The sequence below is a fragment of the Planctomycetota bacterium genome (genome assembly GCA_035384565.1).
In the GTDB taxonomy this organism is placed as follows: domain Bacteria; phylum Planctomycetota; class PUPC01; order DSUN01; family DSUN01; genus DAOOIT01.
This window is the reverse complement of the sequence record DAOOIT010000020.1, coordinates 57,521-75,281: the sequence shown is the minus strand read 5'-3', so window position 1 is coordinate 75,281 and position 17,761 is coordinate 57,521. Positions and strand designations below refer to the sequence as shown.

General features: G+C 69.2%; 12 protein-coding genes. 8 read left to right on the top strand and 4 right to left on the bottom strand.

Annotation, left to right across the window (positions count from 1 at the left end; all coding sequences use genetic code 11):
* Nucleotides 1-8: 8 nt before the first annotated feature.
* The 4 genes from serA to PLE19_09615 are packed head-to-tail and all read right to left on the bottom strand — an operon-like array spanning nt 9 to nt 5,201.
* On the bottom strand, nt 9-1,583 hold the full coding sequence (gene serA / locus PLE19_09630) for a phosphoglycerate dehydrogenase (protein ID HPD15200.1): 1,575 nt from the start codon (nt 1,581-1,583) through the stop codon (nt 9-11).
* 37 nt (nt 1,584-1,620) lie between these two features.
* On the bottom strand, nt 1,621-2,634 hold the full coding sequence (locus PLE19_09625) for a hypothetical protein (GenBank protein HPD15199.1): 1,014 nt from the start codon (nt 2,632-2,634) through the stop codon (nt 1,621-1,623).
* Complete coding sequence (locus PLE19_09620) at nt 2,627-3,901, bottom strand: hypothetical protein (protein HPD15198.1); 1,275 nt, start codon at nt 3,899-3,901, stop codon at nt 2,627-2,629. Before PLE19_09620 ends, PLE19_09625 begins: the two co-directional genes overlap by 8 nt.
* Nucleotides 3,894-5,201 carry a homoserine dehydrogenase gene (locus PLE19_09615; GenBank protein ID HPD15197.1) on the bottom strand — a complete coding sequence of 436 codons (1,308 nt, stop codon included), beginning with the start codon at nt 5,199-5,201 and terminating at the stop codon, nt 3,894-3,896. Before PLE19_09615 ends, PLE19_09620 begins: the two co-directional genes overlap by 8 nt.
* A gap of 631 nt (nt 5,202-5,832) precedes the next feature.
* On the opposite strand from PLE19_09615, the gene PLE19_09610 reads away from it, so the two are divergent.
* The 8 genes from PLE19_09610 (at nt 5,833) to rsxC (ending at nt 17,758) form a co-directional block, all read left to right on the top strand.
* Nucleotides 5,833-7,116: an alpha-L-fucosidase gene (locus PLE19_09610; GenBank protein HPD15196.1), complete on the top strand. Its 1,284-nt coding sequence runs from the start codon at nt 5,833-5,835 to the stop codon at nt 7,114-7,116.
* 33 nt (nt 7,117-7,149) lie between these two features.
* Nucleotides 7,150-8,256, top strand: a complete 1,107-nt coding sequence (locus PLE19_09605) for a phytase (protein ID HPD15195.1) — start codon at nt 7,150-7,152, stop codon at nt 8,254-8,256.
* Nucleotides 8,257-8,383: 127 nt separating this feature from the next.
* Entirely contained in the window at nt 8,384-10,879 is a 2,496-nt protein-coding gene (locus tag PLE19_09600; GenBank protein ID HPD15194.1) for a DUF4838 domain-containing protein, read from the top strand.
* Nucleotides 10,876-11,583, top strand: coding sequence for a sigma-70 family RNA polymerase sigma factor (locus PLE19_09595; protein ID HPD15193.1), 708 nt, complete (start codon nt 10,876-10,878; stop codon nt 11,581-11,583). The genes PLE19_09600 and PLE19_09595 overlap by 4 nt, the downstream gene beginning before the upstream one ends.
* Complete coding sequence (locus tag PLE19_09590) at nt 11,580-11,849, top strand: zf-HC2 domain-containing protein (GenBank protein HPD15192.1); 270 nt, start codon at nt 11,580-11,582, stop codon at nt 11,847-11,849. The genes PLE19_09595 and PLE19_09590 overlap by 4 nt, the downstream gene beginning before the upstream one ends.
* A 708-nt stretch (nt 11,850-12,557) precedes the next feature.
* A complete protein-coding gene (locus PLE19_09585; protein ID HPD15191.1) occupies nt 12,558-15,032 on the top strand; it encodes an FAD-dependent oxidoreductase in 2,475 nt (824 codons plus the stop codon).
* 91 nt (nt 15,033-15,123) lie between these two features.
* The gene (locus PLE19_09580; GenBank protein HPD15190.1) at nt 15,124-16,386 is read left to right on the top strand and encodes an aminotransferase class I/II-fold pyridoxal phosphate-dependent enzyme; all 1,263 of its coding nucleotides are present in this window, start codon (nt 15,124-15,126) and stop codon (nt 16,384-16,386) included.
* A 34-nt stretch (nt 16,387-16,420) separates the two neighbouring features.
* Nucleotides 16,421-17,758 (top strand): electron transport complex subunit RsxC, encoded by a 1,338-nt coding sequence (rsxC, locus tag PLE19_09575; GenBank protein HPD15189.1) that lies wholly within the window; start codon nt 16,421-16,423, stop codon nt 17,756-17,758.
* Nucleotides 17,759-17,761 lie beyond the last annotated feature (3 nt).

Below are 17,761 nucleotides of genomic sequence, written 5' to 3'. Positions count from 1 at the left end.
CCGGCGGCTCACAACGACACGAGCTGAGCGCGCAGGATGAGGGGCGAAGCCTCGATCTCACGCAGGATCTCGGCGCTCAGCGGGCTGTCAATGCTGATGACCAGCATCGAGGTGCCTCCCGGGTAGTCGCGTCCGCAGGTCATGTCGGCGATGTTCACGTTGCGGTGCGCGAGCACGCTGCTCACGTGGGCGATCACGCCCGGCCGGTCGTGGTTGCGCGTGACGAGGAGATGGCCGGCAGGGGCGGCGTCCACCCGGTAGTTGTCAATCCGCACGATCCGAGGGGTGTGGCGTGCGAGGAGCGAGCCGGCCACCGAGGTGGCGCGGTCGCCTGCCCAGGCGTCCACCGAGATCAGGTTGGCGAAATCCTCGAGCGCTCCCGACTTCACCACGTCCACCTTGATGCCGCGCTCGGTGGCGATCACGGGGGCATTCACGTCGTTGACGGTAGGCACCGCGCGGCGCAGGAGGCCCTTGAGGAGGGCCGTGGTGAGGGGGCGGACGTCGTGGTCGTTCATCTCGCCGCGATAGGTGACGGTGAGGCGGTTGATGCCGCCCTCGGCCAGTTGCACCACGAGGCTGCCGAGGCGGCCGGCGAGGTCCACGTAGGGGCCGAGCGTCTCCAGCAGTTCGGGCTCGAAGCAGGGCACGTTCACGGCGTTCCGTGGCGCCTCGCCTCTGAGGAATGCCGCCACCTGGTGGGCGATCTGGGTCGCCACGCTGGCCTGCGCCTCGCGGGTGGTGGCGCCGACGTGCGGCGTGGCGATCACCTGGTCGAAGGCCAGGAGGGGCGAGTCGCCCGGCGGCTCCTTGTCGAAGACGTCGAGGGCGCAGCCGCCCACTTGGCCCGAGCGCAGGGCCTCGGCGAGATCGGCCTCCGCGATGATGCCGCCCCGGGCGCAGTTGATGAGCAGCACGCCCTTCTTCATGCGGGCGAAGGCCGCCGCGTCCAGCAGGCGGCTGGTGTCGCCGGTGCGCGGCGCGTGCACGGTGATGACGTCGCTGGTGGCCAGGAGCTCGTCGAGGGAGACGAGGCGGACCTCGAGGCTGCGGGCGCGCTCTTCGCTCACGAAGGGGTCGTGCGCCACCACCTCCATGCCGAAGGCGAGGGCGCGGCGCGCCACCTCGGAGCCGATGCGCCCGAGGCCGATGATGCCGAGGCGCTTGCCCTGGAGCTCGGTGCCCATGGCGCCCTTCTTGGGCCATTCGCCGGCCTTCACGCGCGCGCTCAATTGGGGCAGGCGGCGGGCCAGCGCCAGCATCATGGCCATCGTGAGCTCGCAGGCGGCGACGGTGTTGCCCCCCGGTGTGTTCATCACCACGATGCCGCGGCGGGTGGCTGCGTCCAGGTCCACGTTGTCCACCCCGGCGCCGGCTCGGCCGATCACCTTGAGACGAGGCGCGGCCTCGAGGAGCTCGGCGGTGACCTTCGTGCCGCTGCGCACGAGCAGCGCGTCGGCCTCGGCCAGGGCCTCGCGCAGCGGCTCGGGAGGGGTGGGGGCCACCTCGATGACCTCGTGGCCCGCCTGCTTCAGGATGGCGATGCCTTCCGGCGACAGGGGGTCGCTGACGACGACTCTCATCTCTGTGGTTCTCCGGGAGGGGGCAAGGCGGTGTCACTCATTGCCGGTTGTGTGCCGGGGCCTCGGCGCGGCGGCGGAGGCCCTCGGCGCCGAGGGTGCGCAGGGCCACGTAGGCCAGCAGAGCGTCGGCCAGGCGCGCGGGGCCGAAGGACAATGGCCCGATGGTGTTGTGCAACTCGCTGTCGAGGCCGTAGCCGCGGCGTTCCTTGCCGACGAGCGGGGTTGGGAGGCATTCGGTGAGGGCGGCGCGCACGCCCAGCGCGGCGCTGGTGGCCGCGGGGGCCAGTTCGCCGAGGCTGAGCCAGCCGAGGTCGGCCTCGGCCTCGCGAAGACGCGTGTGCCCCGCCAGTTGCGCCAGCCCTGTGGCGTCCACGCCGAACAGCGCCCCGTGAGCGTGAGCGACGTGTCCCGCGGCGGCCAGCGCGCGGTCGAAGGCGCCGGCGGGCGTGAGCCAGCTCGCCACGACGAGCAGCGTGGCGGGCCCGGCGGCCGCGGCCAGGGCCTCGGTGTCGAGGTCGCCGCTCGGCAGGCGGCCGAGCGGCCGGGGCACAAGGCCCAGGTCGCGTGCCTGGCTCAGCGCCGGGCTGCCGGCGGGCGCCAGCACCTGGTTCCTGTGCGGCTGGGTGCGCGCGGCGGATGCCTGGGCGAGGCGCACCGCGGCGCGCTCGGCGTCCTCCAGGCAGGCGGGCTGGAGGCTGAAGCGGTCGAGGCCGGTGAGAGCGGCGAGTGCGCGGGCCACCTCGTGGAGGATCTCGAGCGCGCCCTGACAGGTGGGCGGCGGTTGCAGCGGGTGGAGCGCGCTCAGGCCGGGGAGCGCGGCTGCGCGGACGGCGGCCGCCGCCCCGGGCCATGTGGGCTGGGGCACGGCGGCCAGGGCGCTGAGATGCTGCCGCAGGGCGGTCTCATCGAGCGCCGGCAAGGGCGGCGCGCTCGTGCGGCGCAGTTCGGCGGGCATCTGCTCCACGCACGCGATGGCCGCTTCGGGCGGCTCGGGGAAGAGGCGCGCGGCGGGCGCTCGCGGCGGGAGGTCGGTGATCAATCGGCTAGACATCGTCGGAATCCAGAGAGAAGCCCGATTCGCCGCCCAGGTCGCCCATCAACTCGAGGGCGTGGCGCAGCAGGTCAATCTCGGCGGGGGTCCGCCGCTCGGTGGCCGCGAAGAGCGCGCAGTGCTCCATCTCGGGGTAGTCGCCCTGGAGGGGCAAGGCGCCCAGGAGGTTGCTCTCGAGGAGCGCCTCGGCTACATCGCGGGGGTCCGCGTGGCATTCGACGGCGAACTCCTTGAAGAACGGGGCGCGGAAGCGGAGCGCGAAGCTCTCGATGGCGGTGATGCTGCGTTGAAGCGCGTGGGCCATGGTCATCGAGAGCAGGGCTGCCCGAGCGATGCCCTCGGCTCCGCAGGTTGCCAGGTAGACGAGCGGGCGCAGCAGGCGGTCGGCCCGCAGGCCTCGGCCCAGCCTGCCCAGGAGGCGGAATGCGTCGGGCGTGCGCTCGACGCGCCATCCGCCGAGGGCTGGGGCGAGGCCGGCGCGGCAGGCGAGGAGCCCGAGGGCCTCGCTGCCGCACCACGGGCGCGAGCCGAGCGGCTGGGCGTCGGCCACCACGATGTCGGCGCTCGGGGGGGCCAGGATGCCGAGGGCAATGGGGTCCACCTTGGCCACCAGAAGCGCTCCGCATCGGCGGGCCGCCGTTGCCAGGGCGGGCAGGTCCTCGAAGCAGCCGAAGTAGTTGGGCTGCTCCACCACGAGGCAGGCCGTGCGCTCGGTGAGCAGGCGCTCCGCGTCGCTGGGGCGGGTGACGCCGCCGTGGTAGCCGGCCTCCTGGACGGCAAGCGGTGCGAGGCACGAGCGGAGGATGGCGCGATAGCGCGGGTTCGTGGAGCGCGTGACGACCGCTTCGGTGCGGCCCGTGGCTCGGGCCGCGGCGCGGATGGCCTCGGCGAGGGCCGCCGGGCCGTCGGCGAACGGCGCCGCCATCTCCTGGCCCGCGAGAGCGGCGAAGAGCGTCTGCAACTCGAACACCGCCTGGAGGAGCGGTTGGGGCGAGTCCGGCGCCACGAGGCAGAGCCGCAGGCCGTCCGCCAAGGCGTCCACGATGGCAGGCACGTAGTGGTCCCAGGCGCCGCCGCCGAGGAAGCAGATCGCCTCGTCGAGGTGCGTGTTGGGCGAGGCCAGGTCAATCAGGCGGGCGTTGAGCTCCGACTCGGCCAGGGGCGGGGGGAGCTGGAGGGGGCGCGTGAGACGCAGCTCGGGCGGAATCTGCGCCAGCAGAGCGTCGCCGGGTGCCGGAGCGCTGGCTTGAGGCTGCGCATCATCCATGTTCACCTTCGACCCGGATGACGACCGGGTTGCCCTCGACAATGCCCTGCGGCTCGATGGCGGCCAGCGCGCGGCGCAGGTTGGCCTCGCGGGCCTGATGGGTCATGATGATGAGGGGCACGGCCTGGGTGGCATGGCGCTCCTTCTGGAGCAGCGAGGCGATGCTGATGTCGTGCCGGCCGAATTCGCCGGCAATCTTGGCCAGCACGCCGGGACGGTCCACCGCGGCGAAGCGGAGGTAGTAGCGCGACACGCTCTCCTCGATGGAGCGGACGCGCAGGCTGCCGCTGCGGCCGGGGAAGAGGCGCAAGCGCTCGAACGTGTGCTTGGCCTTGCCGAGGAGAATGTCCACGATATCCGACACAATGGCGCTGGCCGTGGGCATCTGGCCGGCGCCGCGGCCGTAGAACATCGTGTCGCCCACGGCGTTGCCGCGCACGAAGATGCCGTTGAAGACGTCGTGCACCGCGGCCAGCGGGTGCTCGACCGGCAGCAGCGTGGGGTGGACGCGCAGCTCCAGCTCCCCATTGACGCGCTTGCCGATGGCCAGCAGCTTGAGGGCGTAGCCGAATTCGGCAGCGTAGGCGATGTCAATCGGCTCGAGGCGGGTGATGCCCTCGACGTGGATCTCGTGGTAGTGGAAGTCGGCGGCGAAGCCGAGGGCGGCCAGGATGGCCAGCTTGTGGGCGGAGTCGATCCCCTCGACGTCGAGGCGCGGGTCCTTCTCGGCATAGCCGTGGCTCTGGGCCTCGGCCAGGGCCTGCTCGTAGGTGGCGCCCGCCAGGCTCATGCGGGTGAGGATGTAGTTGCACGTGCCGTTAACGATGCCGATGATCGACTCGATATCGTTGGCGATCAGCCCGTCGCGCAACGCGGCGATGACGGGGATGCCGCCGCCCACGCTGGCCTCGAAGGAGATCGAGACCCCGCGTTCGCGCGCGGCACGGAACAGCTCGCGCCCGTGCTCGGCGAGGAGCGCCTTGTTGGCGGTGACCACCCGCTTGCCGGCGGCGAGGGCGCGGAGGGTGATCTCCTTGGCCACCGTGGTGCCGCCGACCAGTTCGATCACGACCTCGATGTCGGGGTCGTTGAGAATCGAACCGAGGTCGGCCGTCAGCACGCCGTCCGGCACGCGCACGCCGCGGTCGCTCGTGAGGTCAATGTCGCAGATGCGCTTGAGGACGATCTGGATGCCGGTCTTGGCCCGCAGCTTGGCCGCGTCGTTGAGGAGGATCTTGGCCACCCCGGCGCCCACGGTGCCAAAGCCGACGAGGCCAACATAACACGTCTTGGTATCCACGGTCTGCTTCGCTCCTTCGCCGAAAAACGCATATCCTTTGAGTATAGAGGCGACTCCGGGAAAAGTCAAACAGGCGAAACCCCGCCGGTGTGGGCCGGAGTTGCAGGTGGCTGCGGGAGCTCCGAAGGAGCGAAATGGGATAGCCCAGGGCAACGCCCTGGGAACCAGACCGCCCCGTGGCAGCCCTGAAAGGGCGGAATCGAGAGCTTCTATCTCGCCCCTTCAGGGGTGGACCCGTGGAGCCCGCTGAACCCAGGGCGTTGCCCTGGGCTATCCCATGCGAGCCCTTCAGGCTCCAGAGAGAACCACCCTGCCTACAATTCCGGCCCACACCCAAACCCCGCTTGCCTCTCAGCGTCCGATTCGATAGGATTCCTACTCGGGCCGCGAATCAGTCTGCCGTGGCGGGAAGCACGCGGCGTCGGCCACGGCCTTGCGCGTAGCCGCACGCGCCCCGCTTGCGGTGGCAGGCGTAGCCGCAAGCGTCCCGCTTGCGGTGGTTTTCGACAAGCGAGACGCTTGTCGCTACACGGAAGGATGCAAGCGGTTTCGCGGCCGGAGTAGTCAGTCGCCGAGCATGGCCGCGGCTTGGGGAGCTCTCTCTGCCGCGGCCTCTGTTAGGAAGACGGGAATGTGCGCTGGCCCTCTGCATCTGTCCTCCGCGCTCCCATCTCCCCGCCAACTCGAGTTCCAGGACTGGGAGATGGGCATCTTCTTCCACTTCGGCATCCGGACGTTTTATGAGGGCCATCGCGACTGGGACGGCAGGCCCATGCCGCCCGAGGCGTTCCGCCCCGCCGGGCTCAACTGCGACCACTGGATCGCCTCGGCCAAACGCGCGGGCATGCGGTACGCCGTGCTCGTGTGCAAGCATCACGATGGCTTCGCCAACTGGCCGTCGCGGTTCTCCAGCTACAGTGTGGGCCAGACGCCCTGGAAGGAGGGGAGGGGAGACGTGGTGCGCGAGTTCACGGACGCCTGCCGCCGCCACGGGCTGAGGATCGGCTACTACTACTCGCCCGCGGAATGGGGCAACCCGAAGTTCAAGGACGCCGCGGCCTACGACGAGCACTTCCTGAACCAGATCAGCGAGCTGCTCACGGGCTACGGGACGATTGACATCCTGTGGTTCGACGGCTGTGGCTCCGAAGGCCACACCTACGACTGGCCGCGGATCGTGCGCGAGATCCGGCGCATGCAGCCGAACCTCCTCATCTTCAACATGGGCGACCCCGATTTCCGCTGGGTGGGCAACGAGAGCGGCGTGGCCGACCTGCCCAACTGGAACACCGTGGACGCGCGCCAGGTGCCCGTGATGATCGCAGACGCGGCGAAGGCGTCGCGGCCCCTCTGGCTGCCCGCCGAGTGCGACTGCATGATGCGCTGGAGCAACTGGTTCTACGAGGAGTCCGACGAGCACACCGTCAAGCCGCTCGAGGAGCTGATGGGCCTCTACTACCTCTCCGTCGGCCGCGGAGCGAATCTCCTCATCAACATCGGCCCCGACCGCCGCGGCCTGCTGCCCGACGCCGACCGCGCCCGCCTGCTGGAGTTTGGCGCCGAGCTCCGCCGCCGCTTCGGGCGCCCGATCGCCGCCCTCGCCGACGGCGCCGTCACCGCCACGGGCTGGGAGTACTCCGCCAAGGAGCCCTTCTACGTGGACCACGTTGTGGTTCAGGAGGACCTGGCTCAGGGCGAAGCGGTGCGTCGTTTCGCCGTGCGTTTCCAGTCGAGCCACGGCGGCAAGCCGACCACCCTGCACGAGGGCCGCAACATCGGCCACAAGGCCATCGTCCGCTTCCCGCTGGTCGCCGCCCGCAAGGTCCTCATCGAGATCACCGAATCCGACCGCCCGGCCGCCCTGCGCGCGGTCGAACTCCACAACTCCACGGACCTCAAGCATCAGCACTCTTGAGGGCGGCGAATCCCGCTGGAGGAGTCTGTCAGCATGCGAGCAACCGGCATTCCTCTCGCATCGGTCATCTTGGCTGTGTGGGTCGGCCTCGGCGTAGCTTCGCGGCCGGGTCTGGCCGGTGAGGCGGACATTGTCCGGCCCGAGGCGAAGCTGGCGACGGACCCGATGCCCCACAAGGGCGATGCGGCCGACGACCCGGCCATCTGGCTCCACCCGACCGAGCCCGCCAGGAGCCTGATCCTGGGCACCGATAAGCAGGGCGCCCTGCACGTCTATGGAATGGACGGCAAGGAACGCCAACGGGTGTCGGACGGCTGCCGTCCGAACAATGTGGATGTGCTCTACGGCTTCCCACTCGGCGGCCGCGTGGTGGACCTGGCCGTGGCCTCCACGCGGGCATCGAAGTCCCCCGGCGTGAAGGTGTGGCGGATAGACGCCGAGACCTGCGCGCTGGCCGACGCCACGGCCGGCGGCACGCTGCCCGTGTTCGGCGGCGGAACGCCCTACGGCCTCTGCACCTACCGCAGCGCGAAAACCGGCAAGGCGTTCTTCTTCGTCGTGGACGCGTCGGGCCGCATCGAGCAGCACGAGCTTCAGGACGCGGGGGACGGCACGGTCAAGGCCGCCACGGTCCGCGAGATGAAGCTGTCGTCCATCGCCGAGGGCTGTGTGGCCGACGACGAACTGGGCTTCCTCTACGTGGGCGAGGAGAATGTGGGCATCTGGAGGTTCGCCGCCGAGCCGGAGGGCGGCACGCGCGGCGTCTGCATCGCCAAGGTCGGTGAGCACGGCCTCGCCGCCGACATCGAGGGCCTGACGCTCTACGGCGCTGCGGGCGGCAAGGGCTATCTCATCGCCTCCAGCCAGGGGAGCAACACCTTCCTCGTCTACACGCGCGAGGGCGACAACCGCTATGTGCTCACCATTGACCCGAAGGAGGGGCGGATTGACGATGTGAGCGACACCGACGGCATCGCCGTGACCAATCGCCCCACGTCGGAGCAGTTCCCCGCCGGCTTCCTCATCGCGCAGGACGGCAGCAATCGGGGCGGGAACCAGAACTTCAAGCTGTACGACTGGCGCGACATCGCCGGCACGCGGCTGCTGGTTGACCCGGAGTGGACTCCTCGGCGGCGGTAGGCCTGCGGCGGCATTCGGCGGCGGATTGACATTGATCTCGGGCAGGCTATGATGTAATCGAGCGCGGCCGGATGGAGTGCCGGCGTCGCACGGGAGCGGTCTGCCACAGCGGGAATCGGAGCACACGATGAGCCGAGGGTGGTTCTGCATCGCATTGTGCGGCCTGCTCGCCCTTGCGGGCTGCGCGGGCCTGGGCGGGCGAGGGCGACACGTGGTGCTGGTGGCCGTGAACGGCCAGGCCAACGCGGCGATCGTGATCGCCAGGGACGCCACCAAGGTGGCCAAACTGGCCGCGATGGAACTCCAGCGGCACGTCCACCGAATCACGGACGCCGTCCCGCCCATCGTCACGGACGACGCGCAGGTCGAGCCTGGGCTCGATCGCATTCTGGTCGGCGAGAGCGCCGCCACGGCGGCCCTCGGCCTCACGGGCGAGAGGCTGGGGGCGCAGGAATACGTGATCCGCTTCCTGCCGCGCACGCTCGTGCTGATGGGGCGCGACAAGCAGGAACGCGGCCCCGTGACCTACGACGAGGCGGACCCGTTCCGCTTCCAGACCTGGCCCGACCTCTTCGACGAGCAGGGCACGCTCTACGCGGTCTACGACTTCCTCGAGCGCTTCTGCGGCGTGCGCTGGTACTCGCCCACGGAGTTCGGCACGGTGGCGCCTCGCACCGCCACGCTGGCGGTCTTCGGCCGCGACGTGCGGCGCGCCCCCGCCTTCGCCTACCGCGACATCGGCTGGCCGATGGGCATGAGCGAGGTCTACAACAGGGTCAGCAGCCTGTGGCCCGACACGGCGCCTCAGCTCGACGAGATTGACCAGCTCGGCTACCCCGAGCTGCGCAAGCGGTTTCCCAACCGCTGGGAGTACATCCACGCCAAGCGCAGCATGAATCGGCTCTTCCTGCACCGCATGCGGCTCGGCGGCCAGAAGTACCAGGCCAACCATTCGTTCTACGGCTACTACACGCGCTTCTGGGAGAAGGCGGCGGACCCCAAGCAGGCCGAGCTCTTCGTCGAGCGGAGGCCCGAGTTCTTCGCCAAGGGCTACGAGGGCCGGCCGCCCCAGATGTGCTACACGAACGATGCCTTCATCGAGCAGGTGATCCAGGACGCCTGCGACTACTTCGGCGGCAAGGGCAAGAAGGCCGACGCCGTGGCCTTCGGCGACTTCTTCGCCCTGGTGCCCATGGACAACGGAAGCTGGTGCAAGTGCGACGTCTGCCAGGCCGAGCTGAACGAGGCGGCGAAGAACCGCTTCTTCTCGAACGGCTACGCGAGCGAGTACATCTTCGGCTTCGCCAACAAGGTGGCCAGGGCCATCCGGGCGTCGTACCCCGACAAGTTCCTCGCCACCCTGGCCTATGCCCAATACGCCTGCTACCCGCGCTGGCTGCGGCTGGAGCCCAACATCGCGGTCCAGCTCTGCCTGCACATCCGCAACATCCACGACACGGCCATTCAGGACAACGACCTCGAGATCCTCAAGGCCTGGGCCACGAGGGAGAGGAACCGCCCGATCTACCTGTGGCTCTACTACTGCTTCCCCCAGGAGGTGGCGACGAACGGCCAGTGGCACTGCTTCCCGGGCTTCTTCGCCCACGGCATCGGCCGCTGGTTCAAGCTCTACCACCGCTACGGCGTGCGGGGCGCCTTCTTCAACGGCTGGGGGCAGGACGTCGAGAACTACGTCACCTGCAAGCTGCTCGACGACCCGACGCAGAACGTGGACGCGTTGCTCGAGGATTACTTCCGGGGCTACTACGGCGCCGCCGCAGGCCCGATGAAGCAGCTCTATCTGGCCATCGAGGAGACGTACTCGAACCCGGCCAATTACCCCGCCGGCTTCTTCGGGCACCAGACGAAGCAGGCCGCCTGGGAATACCTGGGCACCGAGGAGCGCATGGCGCGCTTCGCCGCGTTGATGAGCGCCGCGAAACAGGCCGCGGCCACCGAGGCCGAGCAGCAGCGCGTCGCCCTCTTCGAGAGGGAGGTGTGGGACTACATGGTTCAGGGGCGGGAGAAGTTCCTCGCGCGGGCCCGGGCCGAGGTGGGCCGGGCCTCGGTGCCGCGCGTGCCCGATGCCGCGGGCGACGCCTCGAAGATAGACTGGGCCCAGGCCGCTGTGCTCACGGGCTTCACCAAGCGCGAGGGCGGAGCCGCCGACCGCAAGCTCGAAGGCCGCCTCGCCCACGACGGCTCGCACCTCTACGTGCAGCTCGAAGAGGCGATTGACCCCAGGACGCTCGTGGCCGACGGCGTGGTGTGGGCGGGCGACGACTGGGAGATCTTCGTCGCCCGAAAGCCCAAGCGGCCGTACCGGCAGCTTGGCGTCGGCCCGACGGGCGCCTTCGAGGCCCTGGTCCACGGCGAGGACGCGGGCAAGTGGGACAGCGGCGTGGTGGTCAAGAGCGACACCACGGCCCCCGATCGCTGGACCACGCGCCTGGCGTTCCCCCTGGCCATGCTCGTCCCCGGCGGCGCGAAGCCGGGCGACGTCCTCCGGTTCAACGTCGTCCGCGTCATCTCGGTCAAGGGCGGGCGGCAGGTCTACGTGTGGAGTCCTGAGTCCAACGTGCATGAGCCCGACCGGTTCGGCGAGGTGACGCTGGCGCCATGAGCCAAGACACGCACGCCCCTGCGGTGGCTGACGACGCCGCGCTCGTCGCGCGGGCGAAGGGGGGCGATTTCGCGGCGTTCGAGGAGCTCGTGAGCCGGCACGAGGGGCGGGTGTACTCGATTGCGATGAACATCCTGCGGCAGCGGCAGGACGCCGAGGACGCGACGCAGACGGTGTTCCTGAACGCCCTCGAGCACCTGGAGGGTTTCCGCGAGGAGGCGGCGTTTGCGACCTGGATCACCCGCGTGGCGGTGAACACGGCGCTCAAGGCGCTGCGCAAGCGCAAGGGGCTCTCCACGGTGCCGCTGGACGGCGGGCGCGAGACGGAGACGGGCGAGATCCGCCACCCCGACTACATCGCCGAGTGGCGTGGCGACCCCGCGAAGCTGGTGGCGCAGCGCGACCTCAAGCGCATTCTCGACGAGGCCATCGAGGCCCTGCCCGAGAGGCACCGGCTGGTCTTCGTGCTGCGGGATGTCGAGGGGCTGAGCGTCCGCGAAGCCGCGGAGGCCCTGGGCATCAGCGAGGCCAACGTGAAGGTGCGCCTGCTCCGGGCACGGCTGGCGCTTCGCGAGGCCCTCACGCAAGCCTTCGGCGACCCAGCCCGCCGCCTGGCGCCCGACCACAGCGGCACCGACCATGCGACGGCGGCGGAGGAACTCCTCCGACTCTACGAGAACCCTGCGAGGGGGCGAACGCGATGACCTGCAAAGACCTGCTCAAGATGCTCAATGACTACGTGGATGGCGACGTGGACCCCTCGTTCTGCTCGGCATTCGAGGAGCACCTCAGGGACTGCGACCCGTGCAAGGTGGTGGTGGACACGATACGGAACACGATCCGCCTGTATAAGGATGAGGGTGTGGTGGAGATTCCTATCCTGTTCCGCGAGAGGCTGCATTCCACCCTGCGCCGCAAGTGGCAGGAGAAGCGGGGCGCGGGGCCGCCCCCCGGCGGGCCGGCGCGGTAGGTGGCCACCGCGGTGGCGCCAGGGATGGCGGCATCGGCGGCGATGCTCTGGTGCAATTCGAGAGACCTCCGTCCCGAAGGTTCCACTGCCTTCGGGAGGGTAACAGGAGGGGCGAGCGCTGGGGGGCTTACACTCCCGAGCGCATTGGAACCTTCGGGAGGGAGGCTACCGCTGCGGCCTCCCTCGTCCCTACGCTCTGCTCTCCTCCTCGTCCCTACGCTCTGCGTGGGGACGGGGCTCTTGGCCGCTCCGCGGCCTCTTCTCTTCCGAGCGGGAACCTCCCGCGGGTTGCGAGCCCGCGGGAGGTTGGGGTTGGACGCGGAGGGCTGTGCCGAGTGGCTGGCGGGCGCAGCCCGGCCATGCTGTATCAACCCTATGAGGTGGGAAGTGATTCAGCATGGGTAGATGGGCGAGAATGGGCGGTTCTCGCGGCCCCGGCCATGTTCGATCACCTGCGGGGTGAGCCAGCAAGCGACTGGGAAGGCTGTGGGAGCGTAACGCATTGCAGCGCCAATTGTTACGTGGCGCCATCCCCGGCGCCGAAGCACCGCTCCCGCGCTCCCAGCCGCTGTCTGGTCGAGCGCGCCAGGCCCTGATGAGCCTTGAGTGTGAGGCGGCGGTGTAACCTCCGTGTGGCTGGCGGGTCCATGTGAGCAGGAGGCAAGACCTCCCGACCTCACGGCCCTACAAAGCAAGACGGAGCACGCAATGGACAATCGGAAGCGGCTGGTGATCGTGGGCGGCGTGGCAGGGGGGGCCTCGGCGGCGGCGCGGGCGCGACGCCTGAGCGAGGACGCCGAAATCACGATGCTCGAACGCGGCGAACATATCTCCTTTGCCAACTGCGGTTTACCGTACCACATCGGCGGGGCGATCGCCGACCGCAACCGCCTGCTGGTCCAGACACCCGAGGGCATGCATCGGCGCTACAGGGTGAACGTCCGCACGCGCTGCGAGGCGGTGAAGATCGACCGCGAACGCCGTGAGGTGACGGTGCGGGACCTGGCCTCTGGCAAGGAGTTCGCGCAGCCCTATGATGCGCTGATCCTGAGCCCTGGCGCCGAGCCGGTCCGGCCAGCAATCCCAGGCATCGAGTCGCCACATGTCTATACGCTGCGGAGCCTTGAAGACATGGACCGCATCAAGAAGGCAGTGGCGAACGCGAGGGCCGAGCGCGCCGTGGTTGTGGGGGGCGGCTACATCGGCCTCGAGATGACCGAGGCCCTTCGAGAGCGTGGCCTCGAAGTCACGCTGGTGGAACTCGAGAACCAGGTGATGGGGCCGGCCGACCCCGAAATGGCCGCTCCCCTGCACGCCGAACTCAGGGCGAACGGAGTGGAGCTGCGCTTGGGCGTGTCGGTGACAGGCTTTCGTGAGGAGAGCGGAAGGCTCCATGTGCAGTTGAGCACTGGGGATACGTTGACGTGTGACCTTGCCATCCTGGCCATCGGCGTGCGCCCAGAATCGAAGCTGGCCCGCGAGGCAGGCCTGCTTGTGAGCCCCAAGGGCGCCATCGTGGTGGACGAGGGGATGCGCACGAGCGACCCGCGAATCTACGCGGTGGGCGACGCTGTGGAGGTGACGCACTTCGTCAACGGACAGCGCATGTCCATCCCCCTGGCGGGACCAGCCAACCGGCAGGGCCGCGTCGCGGCCGACAACGTGTTCGGGCGCTCGAGCGTCTACAGGAAGACCCAGGGCACGGCCATCTGCAAGGTGTTCTCGCAGACCATCGCGATGACCGGCCTGAGCGAGAAGGCGCTCCGGCGCAGCGGCGCGCCCTACGAGAAGGTCTATGTCCACCCCGCAAGCCACGCCAGTTACTACCCGGGCGCAGGCCCGTTGACCCTAAAGCTGCTCTTCGACCCGCGCGACGGCAAGGTGCTCGGCGCGCAGGCCGTGGGCACGAAGGGCGTGGACAAGCGGATTGACGTCCTGGCCGTGGCCATCCGGGCGGGAATGACCGTGTACGATCTCGAAGAGCTTGAACTTGCGTATGCGCCGCCCTACGGATCGGCCAAGGACCCTGTGAACTACGCCGGCTTCGTGGCGGCCAACGCGCTGCGCGGCGACGTGAGGCTGTGCCACGTGGACGACGTGCTCGCGCCCACGGACAAGCAACAGCTCCTCGACGTGCGCACGCCCGACGAGGCGGCCTTGGGCACGATCCCCGGCGCGGTGCACATTCCTCTGGACGAACTGCGCGAGCGCCTCGGCGAACTGCCCCGCGACAAGGAGCTCCTCGTCTTCTGCCAAGTGGGGCTCCGTGGTTATGTGGCCTGTCGCATCCTCCAGCAGCGAGGATTCGCCTGTCGGAACTTGACCGGCGGCTACAAGACCTATCTGGCGGCCACCGGCGCCGCCCACAAGCCTCTGAAGGAGAAGAAGGAAATGACGACCGACACAGGCGCTGAAGTCTCGACGCCCGCCTACGCTGTGTCCGCCCCCGCAGAGCCGGTGAAGATCGTGGACGCGACCGGCCTCCAGTGCCCGGGCCCGATCATGCGGCTCAAGGCCGAGCTGGCGGAGCTGCGCGCTGGCCAGGCCCTGGCGATTGATGCCAGCGACCCCGCCTTCGCGGCCGACGTGAGCGCCTGGTGCCACAGCACGGGCCACGAACTGGTCGGCGTCCAGCGGTGGAACGGCACGTCGCGGGCGACGGTGCTGAAGCGCGATACGCGCCTGGCCGCGCAGGCGGCGCCCGCGGGGGCCGCGAAGGAGAAGACGATCATCGTGTTCAGCGACGACTTCGACCGGGCGACCGCCTCGTTCATCATCGCGAATGGCGCCGCGGCTATGGGGAGCAAGGTGACCATGTTCTTCACATTCTGGGGCCTCAACGTGCTGCGGAAGCCCGAGCCCGTGAAGGTGAAGAAGAGCGTGATCGAACGGATGTTCGGCTGGATGATGCCGCGCGGCGCGGGCAAGCTCACGCTGTCGAAGATGAACATGGGCGGCATGGGCACCGCGATGATCAAAGGCATCATGCGCAAGAAGAACGTCGCGTCGCTGCCCCAACTGATCGAGAGCGCCCGCCAGGCCGGCGTGCGATTCGTCGCGTGCGCGATGTCCATGGACCTGATGGGCATCAAGCGGGACGAGCTGATCGAGGGGGTGGAGGAGGGGGGCGTGGCGATGTATCTCGACCGCGCCGAGGCCGCGGGCGTGAACCTGTTCATCTGAGCGCGAAAGCGTTTGACCGCTCACGGGCACTGTGCTATAATCCCGACATTCCGTGTCGAGATTCCCGCGTCCGCGACGGATCACAGTGCGTATGGGCAAGTCACCAGGACGGAGCCGTGCCGCCGAGGTCCTGGACCAGGCGGCGACGGTTCACATAGACGCGACCGACAGCTACAGCATCCCGGTGTCCAGCCGCCTCCTGCGGCTGCCGCCGTACCTGTTCGGCCGGATCAACGCGATGAAATACCAGCTCCGGCGCGCCGGGGCCGACGTGATTGATCTGGCGATGGGCAACCCCAACGACCCGCCGTCCCCCGCGATCATCGAGAAGCTGTGCGAGGCGGCCCAGGACCCGCGCAATCACCGCTACTCGGTCTCCACGGGCATCTACAACCTGCGCCGCGAGGCCGCCATCCATTACCAGAAGCTCTGGGGGGTGGACCTCGACCCCGAGAAGGAAGTGATCGCGACGATCGGCTCGAAGGAGGGCTTCTCGCACCTGTGCCTGGCCCTCCTGGGCCCGGGCGATACGGCCCTGGTGCCCAGCCCGTCGTACCCCATCCACGTGTACGCCGTGGCCCTCGCGGGCGCCAACGTCATCACCATTCCGCAGAACCCCGACCAGAGCGAGTTCCTGCGCCAGATGGTCTGGGCGCTCGAGCACATCTACCCGCGGCCCAAGGTGATGGTGCTGAACTTCCCGAACAACCCCTCCACGATGTGCGTGGAGCTGGGGTTCTACGAGGAGGTGGTGCAGGTCGCCAGGCGGTTCGGCGTGCTGCTGATCAGCGACCTGGCCTACGCCGAGACCACGTTCGACGGCTACAAGGCCCCCAGCATCCTCCAGGTGAAGGGGGCGAAGGGCGTGGCGGTGGAATTCACCACGATGTCGAAGCAGTACAGCATGGCCGGCTGGCGCATCGGCTTCTGCGCCGGGCATCCCGAAATGGTGCGCGCCCTGGCCAAGATCAAGGGCTATTACGACTACGGCATGTTCCAGGCGATTCAGATTGCGGCCATCATCGCGTTCCGCCACGGGGGCGAGGCCGCGCGCGAGCAGGCCCTGGTCTACCAGCGGCGGCGGGACGTGCTGTGCGAGGGCCTCAATCGGAGCGGCTGGGCCATCACGCCGCCCAAGGCCACGATGTTCGTCTGGGCGCCCATCCCCGAGCCGCACCGCGCGATGGGCTCGGTGGAGTTCGCCCTGAAACTGATGCGCGACGCGGAAGTCGCCGTCGCCCCCGGCCGCGGCTTTGGCGAGGCGGGCGAAGGCTTCCTGCGCATCGCGCTGGTGGAGAATGAGAACCGCATCCGCCAGGCGGTGCGCCAGATCCGCCGGGCGCTGCGGACGTGATTCCCGGGGGCCGGTCTCAAGAGATGGAGACCCCATGAGGACGTTCAGCGGGGGCATCCACCCGCACGACCGCAAGGAACTGGCGAAAGACAAACCCCTTCACCCGCTGCCGCCACCCGCCCAGGTGGTGCTGCCCATGAGCCAGCACCTGGGCGTCCCGTGCGTGCCCACCGTCAAGAAGGGGGACGCCGTCCGCAAGGGACAGGTGATCGGGCAGCCGGACCCCACGAACCCGCGGCGATTCGTCTCGGCGCCGGTTCACGCCTCCGTCTCGGGCAAGGTGGCGGCCATCGAGCCGCGCCCGACGCCGCTGAGCCCGAGCGCGCCCTGCGTGGTGATAGACAACGACGGGCAGGATGCCTGGGCCGACGGCCTGCCGGCCGAGACCGATCCATCGTCCCTCGACGCCGCGGCGATCAAGACGCGCATCCAGGAGGCCGGCATCGTGGGGATGGGCGGCGCCGCCTTCCCCACCCACGTGAAGATCAGCCCGCCGCCCGAGAAGAAGATTGACACGCTCATCCTGAACGCGGCCGAATGCGAGCCGTATCTGACGTGCGACTATCGCCTGATGCTGGAGAGGCCCGCCGAGCTGGTCGAGGGCCTTCTGCTCCTGGCGAAGACGATGGACGTGAAGGACGTGTGGATCGGCGTCGAGGCCAATAAGCCCGATGCGGCCGAGCTGCTGCGCAAGGCGGCGGACGGCACGGGCGTGCGCGTGGAGGTCTGCAAGGTCAAGTACCCGCAGGGAGCCGAGAAGCAGCTCATCTACGCGCTCACGGGGCGCAAGGTGCCGGCCGGCGGCCTGCCGCTCGACGTCGGCGTCGTGGTGCAGAACGTCGCCACCGCCTATGCCGTGCGCGAGGCGGTCCGCTTCGGCAAGCCGCTCCTCGAGCGCGCCGTGACGGTGACCGGCGACGGCGTGGAGCGCCCGGCCAACTACGTCGTGCGTCTGGGCACCCCGTTCCGAACGCTGCTCGAGGCCTCGGGCCTGCGGAGCGGCGCGCGCAAGATCATCTCGGGCGGGCCGATGATGGGGATCGCCCAGAGCTCGCTCGACGTGCCGGTGATCAAAGGCACCTCGGGCATCCTGGTACTCCGGCAGGCCGAGGCGGCCGACTGGCGGGCCTGTATCAGTTGCGGCCGGTGCGTGGACGCCTGCCCGATGGGCCTGATGCCCAACGAAATCAGCATCGCGTGCGAGGCACGCAACTTCGACCTCATGGGGGCCGTGGACATCCTGGATTGCTTCGAGTGCGGCTGTTGCACCTACGTGTGCCCGGCCAAGCGCCCCATCGTGCACTGGGTGAAGTGGGGCAAGGCCGAACTGGCCAAGCGCAGGGCCCAGCAGCAGAAGCAGAAGGTTGGCTGACCC